The sequence below is a fragment of the Variovorax sp. 20P10.2.4 genome (genome assembly GCF_058244205.1).
This window is the reverse complement of sequence record NZ_JBZAYE010000310.1, coordinates 1-8,355: the sequence shown is the minus strand read 5'-3', so window position 1 is coordinate 8,355 and position 8,355 is coordinate 1. Positions and strand designations below refer to the sequence as shown.

The 8,355-nt window shown below is 69.3% G+C and carries 6 protein-coding genes; all 6 read left to right on the top strand.

Annotated features, from left to right (window positions below; genetic code table 11):
• A partial coding sequence (locus tag AC27VN_RS24755) for a molybdopterin cofactor-binding domain-containing protein (protein WP_490878230.1) occupies positions 1-3,272 on the top strand: 3,272 nt, incomplete at its 5' end.
• A gap of 98 nt (positions 3,273-3,370) precedes the next feature.
• A complete protein-coding gene (locus AC27VN_RS24750) occupies positions 3,371-4,561 on the top strand; it encodes a fumarylacetoacetate hydrolase family protein (protein ID WP_490878229.1) in 1,191 nt (396 codons plus the stop codon).
• 180 nt (positions 4,562-4,741) lie between these two features.
• Complete coding sequence (tssA, locus tag AC27VN_RS24745; protein ID WP_093343890.1) at positions 4,742-5,833, top strand: type VI secretion system protein TssA; 1,092 nt, start codon at positions 4,742-4,744, stop codon at positions 5,831-5,833.
• Positions 5,834-5,894: 61 nt separating this feature from the next.
• Positions 5,895-6,461 carry a type VI secretion system contractile sheath small subunit gene (gene tssB / locus AC27VN_RS24740; protein WP_093343892.1) on the top strand — a complete coding sequence of 189 codons (567 nt, stop codon included), beginning with the start codon at positions 5,895-5,897 and terminating at the stop codon, positions 6,459-6,461.
• 34 nt (positions 6,462-6,495) lie between these two features.
• Positions 6,496-8,001, top strand: coding sequence for a type VI secretion system contractile sheath large subunit (gene tssC / locus AC27VN_RS24735; RefSeq protein WP_093343894.1), 1,506 nt, complete (start codon positions 6,496-6,498; stop codon positions 7,999-8,001).
• Between the two features lie 45 nt (positions 8,002-8,046).
• Positions 8,047-8,355, top strand: a 309-nt coding sequence (locus tag AC27VN_RS24730; RefSeq protein WP_490878228.1) for an Hcp family type VI secretion system effector, incomplete at its 3' end; no start/stop codon positions are given.

The window sequence follows — 8,355 nt, the reverse complement described above, 5'->3', positions numbered from 1 at the left end:
CCGAGTCGCCCGAGCGGCGCCTGAGCTATGCCGAACTGGTGGCGGGCCAGCGCACGGTGCTCAAGCTCGATGCGAAGGCCGCCATCAAGGACCCGGCCGACTACCGCGTGGTCGGCACGCGGCAGGCGCGCGTCGACATCCCGGCCAAGCTCGCGGGCGAACTGGTCTTCGTGCACGACATGCGCGTGCCCGGCATGCTGCACGGCCGCGTGGTGCGCCCGCCCTACGCGGGCGCCGACCATGGCGACTTCATCGGCAACACGCTCGAGTCGGTCGACGAATCGTCGATCGCCCATATCCCCGGCATCCGCGCGGTGGTGGTGATCCGCGACTTCGTCGGCCTCGTGGCCGAGCGCGAGGAGCACGCCGAGCAGGCGCTGCGCGAACTGCGCGTGCGCTGGAAGCCCTGGCCCGGCATGCCCGGCCTCGACGACCTCGCGCAGGCGCTGCGCGACAACCCCTCGACGCAGCGCCTGCTGGTCGACGAGGGCGACGTCGACGGCGCGATCGCGCGCGCCGCGCATCCGATGCCGCGCACCTATGTCTGGCCCTACCAGATGCATGCCTCGATCGGGCCCTCGTGCGCGCTGGCCGAATGGCAGCCCGAGGACGGCAGCGGCATGCAACTGCGCTGCTGGGCCGGCACGCAGAACCCGCACGTGCTGCGCGCCGACCTCGCGAAGCTGCTCGGCGTGCAGGACCTGCAGGTCGACGTGGTGCGCATGGAGGCCGCGGGCTGCTATGGCCGCAACGGCGCCGACGACGTGGCCGCCGATGCCGCGCTGCTCGCGCGCGCCGTGGGCGCGCCGGTGCGCGTGCAGCTCACGCGCGAGCAGGAGCATGCGTGGGAGCCCAAGGGCGCCGCGCAACTGATGGAGATCGATGGCGGCCTCGCGGCCGACGGCAGCGTCGCGGCCTACGACTTCCAGACTTCCTATCCGTCGAACGGCGCGCCCACGCTCGCGCTGCTGCTCACGCGCGCCATCGAACCGGTGGCGCAGGCCTACGAGATGGGCGACCGCACCGCGCGCCCGCCCTACGGCTACGACAACCTGCGCGTGAAGGTCAACGACATGGCGCCGATCGTGCGCGCCTCGTGGCTGCGCGGCGTGTCGGCGCTGCCGAGCTCGTTCGCGCACGAGTCGTACATCGACGAGCTCGCGACCGCGGCCGGCGTCGACCCGGTGCAGTTCCGGCTGCGCCACCTCGAGGACCCGCGCGCGGTCGAGCTGGTGCAGGCCACCGCGCAGAGGGCCGGCTGGCGGCTGCGCACCGGCCCGCAGGAGAACGCCGAGGGCGGGCTCGGCCCCGGTGGCGACATCCTGTTCGGCCAGGGCTTCGCCTATGCGCGCTACGTGCACAGCAAGTGGCCCGGCTTCGGCGCCGCCTGGGCGGCCTGGGTGGCCGACGTCGAGGTCAACCGCCGGACCGGCGAGGTGCATGTGCGCCGCGTGGTGGTGGGGCACGACGCGGGCCTGCTGGTCAATCCCGCGGGCGTCGAGCACCAGGTGCACGGCAACGTGATCCAGACCACGAGCCGCGCGCTCAAGGAGCAGGTGCAGTTCGCGCCGCAGTCCGGGCCGGCAGAGGGCGGCGAGCGCCTGCCCGGCGTGCTGCCCTCGGGCGTGGTCGCGAGCCGCGAATGGGGCAGCTACCCGATCATCAACTTCCGCGAAGTGCCGGTGATCGAGGTGATGCACATGCCGCGTCCCGGCGAGCCTTCGCTGGGCGCGGGCGAGTCCTCGTCGGTGCCGGGCACGGCGGCGATCGCGAACGCGATCTTCGATGCGACGGGCGTGCGCTTCAGGGCGCCGCCGTTCACGCCGGAGACGGTGCTGGCGGAGTTGAATCGCGGGCTGCTGCCTCCGCCGCCCGGAGAGGGCGGCAGCAAGCCGCAGGCCGATGGCGATGCTGGCGTGCCCCCATCCCGGCCTTCCCCCAGAGGGGGAAGGAGTCACGCCATCTGGCCACGGCGCAAGAGCCTGTGGGCCACGGGCGCCGCGCTCGTGGTCGGCGGCATCGGCGTCGTCGCGGGCCTGCTCGGCTGGCGCTCGGTGATCGCGCCGGTGTCGCTGACCGCGCCGGTCTACAGCGAGGCCACCATCGAGCGCGGCCGCGTGCTCGCGGCGCTCGGCGACTGCGCGGTCTGCCATACCGCGCCGGGCGGCGCCCCCAACGCCGGCGGCCGCGCGATGGACACGCCCTTCGGCACGCTCTACACCACCAACCTCACGCCCGATGCCGAGACCGGCCTCGGCCGCTGGTCCTTCAGCGCCTTCCAGCGCGCGATGCGCGAGGGCGTGTCGCGCGACGGCCATCACCTCTATCCGGCCTTCCCCTACACGGCCTTCGCGAAGACCAGCGACGACGACCTGCAGGCGCTCTATGCCTACTTCATGGCGATGCCCGCGGTGCGCGCCGAAACGCCGAAGTCCCAACTCAAGTTCCCGTTCAGCCTGCGGCCGCTGATGGCCGGATGGAACGCGCTTTTCCACGATCCCGCGCCGCTCGCGCCCGTGGCCACGCAGAGCGCCGAGTGGAACCGCGGCGCCTACCTCGTCAACGGCCTCGGCCATTGCGGCGCCTGCCACACGCCGCGCAATGCGCTGGGCGCGGAGCAGGGTGGCAGCGCCTTCCTGTCGGGCGCGATGGTCGATGGCTGGGAAGCGCCGCCGCTCACGGCGCGCTCGAAGTCCGCCATGCCCTGGGACGCCGATTCGCTCTACCGCTACCTGCGCGACGGCCACTCGCCGCGCCACGGCATCGCGGGCGGCCCGATGGCCGAGGTGGTGCGCGAGCTCGGCGCCGTGCCCGATGCCGACGTCCGCGCGATGGCGACCTACCTCGCCTCGTTCAACCCCGAGCCCGTGCCCGAGGCCGCCGCACAGGCCCAGGCACGGCGCATCGTCGACACGGCGGCGCGCACGCAGGGCCAGCTGCTCGGCCCCGCGCAGCGCATGTTCGACAGCGCCTGCGCCGCCTGCCATCACGGCGGCGACGGCCCCACGCTGTTGGGCGTGAACACGCCGCTCGCGCTCAACGGCAACCTCGCGAGCGCGAAGCCCGACAACCTGCTGCGCACCATCCTCGATGGCGTGCGCGATCCCGCGACGCGCGACATCGGCTTCATGCCGGCCTTCCGCGATGCGCTCGACGACCGCCAGATCGCCGAGCTCGCGGGCTACATGCGCGCACGCTTCGCGCCGCAGGAGCCCGCCTGGCCCGACCTGCAGGCCGAGGTCGCGCGCGTGCGCGCCGCGCCTGGGCACTGAGGCCACGGAGTCCCTGTCGGTGGAAGACCGCACGCCGCGGCGCGTGCGGCGCTACGATGCCCGCGCATTCCTTCCAACCTCCAGAGACAACCACCGCCATGCCACTCGATCTCCAGACCGCCACCAGCCTCCCGCAAGACACCGACCAGGCCACCCTCGTCGGCCGCCTTTGGCAACCGGGCGTGGGCCCCGTGCTCGTGGCCGTGCAGGGCGACGGCCTGCACGATCTCTCGCGGCTCGCGCCCACCATGAGCGACCTGCTCGAGCTGCAGGAGTCGCCCGCCGATGCCGTGCGGCGCGTGCTGCGCAGCGGCCAGGCACCGCGCATCGCGGAGCTGGCCGAGGTGCTCGCCAACAGCGACGGCGGCGCGCGCAACGAAGACCGGCCCTGGCTGCTCGCGCCCTGCGACCTGCAGGCCGTCAAGGCCAGCGGCGTGACCTTCGTCGCGAGCCTGCTCGAGCGCGTGATCGAGGAACAGGCGCGCGGCGATGCATCGAAGGCCGAGGCCACGCGCGCGGCGCTCGGCGGCGTGCTCGGCGACAACCTCGCCGACATCGTGCCGGGCTCGCCCGAGGCGATGAAGGCCAAGGAGGTGCTGATCGCGCAGGGCGCGTGGTCGCAGTACCTCGAGGTCGGCATCGGGCCCGATGCGGAGATCTTCACCAAGGCGCCCGTGCTCTCGTCGGTGGGCACGGGGGCCGACATCGGCATCCATGCGGCCTCGGTGTGGAACAACCCCGAGCCCGAGGTCGTGCTCGCCGTCAACAGCCGCGGCGAGACGCTGGGCGCCGCGCTCGGCAACGACGTCAACCTGCGCGACTTCGAAGGCCGCAGCGCACTGCTGCTGGGCAAGGCGAAGGACAACAACGCCTCGTGCGCCATCGGTCCGTTCATCCGCCTGTTCGATGCGCACTTCGGCATCGCGCAGGTGCGCCGCATCACGGTCGCGCTCGAAGTGCGCGGGCCCGAGGGCTTCGTGCTCGAGGGCTCGAGCTCGCTCGCGAAGATCAGCCGCGATCCGCTCGACCTCGTGTCACAGGCCATCGGCATCCATCACGACTACCCCGACGGCCTGATGCTGTTCCTCGGCACGATGTTCGCGCCCACGCAGGACCGCCACGGTCCGGGCCAGGGCTTCACGCACACGGTCGGCGACATCGTGCGCATCGCGGCGCCCGAACTCGGCGCGCTCGTCAATCGCGTCGCGCATGCCGACAAGGCCCCGCGCTGGACCTTCGGCATCGGCGCGCTGATGCGCAACCTGGGCGCGCGCGGCCTGCTGCGCTGAGTTCTGTCACGGCGTCGTCATGCGCCGTTAAGCCGTACTGTGTAACGTTAATGGAAGATGTACTTCTTTGTGATTCAGAGACGGCATGATGACCTCTGATGTAGTTGACCGGCTCCTCGCTTCCACTCAAGATAACTAATGATTCGTTAATGTTTTGATTGGTTGAACGAGGGAGATCGGGTGTCGCAGGCAGAGATCGAGCTTTTGCAAAAGCCCGTCGAGGGCCCGCTTCCGTGCGGTGAGGATCTGGAATACGACGCCGATTTCATGGCGTTGCAGCAGGCAACGCTCGGCAAGCGCGAGCAGCAGTTCGGCAACACCATCATTCCGGCCGAGCCGCCCGACTGGACCAAGGTCGAGCGCATCGCCAGGCAGTTGTGCGAACGCACGCGCGACCTGCGCGTGCTGGTGCCGCTCACGCTCGCATGGACCGAGAACCGCGGCCTGCCGGGTTACGTCGAAGGGCTGCAGCTGGTCGACGTGGTGCTGCAGACCTACTGGGACGACGTGCATCCGCGCGTGGTCGATGGTGGCGACGAGGACCCGCTGCCGCGCATGAATGCATTGGCCGCGCTGGCCGAGAGCGAAGGCATCGGGCGCAGCGTGCGCGATGCGCGGTTGCTCGATGACGGTGGCGTGACGATGACCTTGCGACAGGTCGAGGCGCTGCTCGATTCGAGCAAGGCCGACCAGATCGACTACCCGGGCGGCGTGGGCCGCCTGCGCGAGGCCGCGCGCCGCGCCTACGACAACGACGCACCGCCGATCGTCGCGTTGCGCGCGGCGCTCGCGCTGCTGCAGCGCATCCGCGAGACCTCCGAACGTGCACTGGGCCAGAGCTGGGCCCCCGATTTCTCGCGCCTCGAACGATCGATGCGCACGGTGGCGCAACTGCTGCCCGAGCAGGCATTGCAGAGCGCGGTCGAGGCGCCACAGACCGCACGCCAGAGCCCATCGGCGATCGATCCGGCCGCGACGTCTTCGTCGCCGGGCGCGATCGAGACCGCTGCAAGTGGCGGTCCCGGCCTACGCGCGATCGGTATCAACGATATTGAAATAACGAGCCGCGAAGATGTGCAGGTGTTGTTGGAAAAGGCGTGCCGGTATCTGGAGCGCGCGGAGCCCAGCCATCCCGCGCCCCTGTTGATACGCAGGGCGCAGAAGCTGCTGGCGCTCAACTTCTTCCAGATCATCGAGGAGCTCATGCCCGAGGGACTGCAGAAGCTGGAGAGCCTGGCGGGCCGGCCTTCGGGGTCCGACGCATCGCAGTAGGCGCCGGCGGCCGGCGCACGCGGTCCGCACGCATTCGATCGAAGAATCAAGAGGAAGCTTTATGGCAGACAACCGTGTCAGGAACAGTGGTCAGAAGTTCATCGCGCGCAATCGCGCGCCGCGCGTGCAGATCGAGTACGACGTCGAGATCTACGGCAGCGAGCGCAAGATCCAGCTGCCCTTCGTGATGGGCGTGATCGCCGACCTCGCGGGCAAGCAGGTCGACCCGATGCCCGACCTCGCCGAGCGCGAGTTCATGGCGGTGGACATCGACAACTTCGACGACCGCATGAAGTCGATCAAGCCGCGCGTGGCCTTCCAGGTGCCCAACACGCTGACCGGCGATGGCCAGCTCAATGTCGACATCACCTTCGACAGCATGGACGACTTCTCGCCCGCGCGCATCGCGCGCCAGGTCGACGCGCTGCAGCAGCTGCTCGATGCGCGCACCGAACTGTCGAACCTGCTGTCCTACATGGACGGCAAGAACGGCGCCGAGCAGCTCATCGCGCAGGCGCTGCAGAACCCGGCGCTGCTGAAGTCGCTGGCCACCAGCCCGAACCCGGCCGTGGCCGGTGCGCTGGATGCGGCGGCGGCCAGCGAGAAGCCGGCCGGCAGTTCCGAATAAGGCGCGAGCCGATCACGTCGACAGGACCATCACCATGAGTACCGTGCAAAAACAATCCGCGCGTGCGCAGCAGACCGTCGAGGCGCTCGAGCCGAACGAGTTCTCGGACCTGCTCCAGCGCGAGTTCAAGCCCAAGACCGACCAGGCGCGCGAGGCGGTGCAGAACGCCGTCAAGACGCTGGCGGTGCAGGCGCTCGAGAGCTCCGTCACCATCTCCAACGATGCCTATCGCACGGTGCAGGCCATCATCACGGAGATCGACCGCAAGCTCTCCGAGCAGATCAACCAGATCCTGCACCACGAGGACTTCCAGCAGCTCGAGGGTGCCTGGCGCGGCCTGCACTACCTCGTGAACAACACCGAGACCGACGAGCAGCTCAAGATCCGCGTGATGTGCGCCTCCAAGCGCGAAGTGGCGCGCTCGCTCAAGCGCCACAAGGGTATCGGCTGGGACCAGAGCCCGCTGTTCAAGAAGATCTACGAGGCCGAGTACGGCCAGTTCGGCGGCGAGCCCTTCGGCGCGCTGATCGGCGACTTCCATTTCGACCACAGCCCGCCCGACGTCGAGATGCTCGGCGAGATGGCCAAGATCGCCGCGGCCGCGCACTGCCCCTTCATCGCGGGCGCCTCGCCGACCGTGATGCAGATGGACTCGTGGCAGGAGCTGTCGAACCCGCGCGACCTGACCAAGATCTTCCACAACACCGAGCACACCGCGTGGCGCTCGCTGCGCGACTCGGAAGACGCGCGCTACATCGGCCTGGCGATGCCGCGCTTCCTCGCGCGCCTGCCCTATGGCGCGCGCACCAACCCGGTCGACGAGTTCGAGTTCGAGGAAGAGACCGATTCGGCCGCGCACAGCCGCTACACCTGGGCCAACTCGGCCTATGCGATGGGCGTGAACATCAACCGCTCGTTCAAGCAGTACGGCTGGTGCACCTCGATCCGCGGCGTGGAATCGGGCGGCGCGGTCGAGAACCTGCCGACCCACACCTTCCCGACCGACGACGGCGGCGTCGACATGAAGTGCCCGACCGAGATCGCGATCAGCGACCGGCGCGAGGCCGAGCTCGCGAAGAACGGCTTCATGCCGCTGGTGCACCGCAAGAACTCCGACTTCGCGGCCTTCATCGGCGCGCAGTCGCTGCAGCAGCCGGCCGAGTACTACGACGCCGATGCCTCGGCCAACGCGAACCTCGCGGCGCGCCTGCCGTACCTGTTTGCCTGCTGCCGCTTCGCGCACTACCTGAAGTGCATCGTCCGCGACAAGATCGGCTCGTTCCGCGAGCGCGAGGACATGGAGCGCTGGCTCAACGACTGGATCATGAACTACGTCGACGGCAGCCCCGGCACCTCGTCGCAGGACACCAAGGCGATGAAGCCGCTGGCGGCCGCCGAGGTCCAGGTGGAACCGATCGAGGACAACCCCGGCTACTACGCCGCCAAGTTTTTTCTCCGGCCGCACTACCAGCTCGAAGGGCTCACGGTGTCTTTGCGGCTGGTTTCGAAGTTGCCGTCCAACAAGAAGGACAGCAGCTAATTCAACAGTGCCTCGATGGGGCACGCACAACTCCGGGGGTTAATGATGGCAGTAGACATGTTCATGCGCGTCGAAGGCGCGAACGGCGAATCCAAAGACTCGAACCACAAGGACTGGACGGATATCAAGTCGTTCGCATGGGGTGCGACGCAGCCTGGCAACATGGTCAGCGGTGGTGGCGGTGGCGTGGGCAAGGCCAGCTTCAACGATCTGCAGGTGCTCGCGCGCATCGACAAGGCGGCCCCGTCCGTCATGAAGAACTGCGCCAGCGGCAAGCACCTGAGCAAAGTCGAGGTCTCGGTCTGCAAGGCCGGCGGCGGACAGATCGAGTACACGCGCGTGACGCTCGAGGAA

Coding starts and splice junctions, on each gene's coding strand:
- tssC (WP_093343894.1), top strand. CDS start 6,496: ATGAGTACCGTGCAAAAACAATCCGCGCGTGCGCAGCAGACCGTCGAG.
- tssB (WP_093343892.1), top strand. CDS start 5,895: ATGGCAGACAACCGTGTCAGGAACAGTGGTCAGAAGTTCATCGCGCGC.
- AC27VN_RS24750 (WP_490878229.1), top strand. CDS start 3,371: ATGCCACTCGATCTCCAGACCGCCACCAGCCTCCCGCAAGACACCGAC.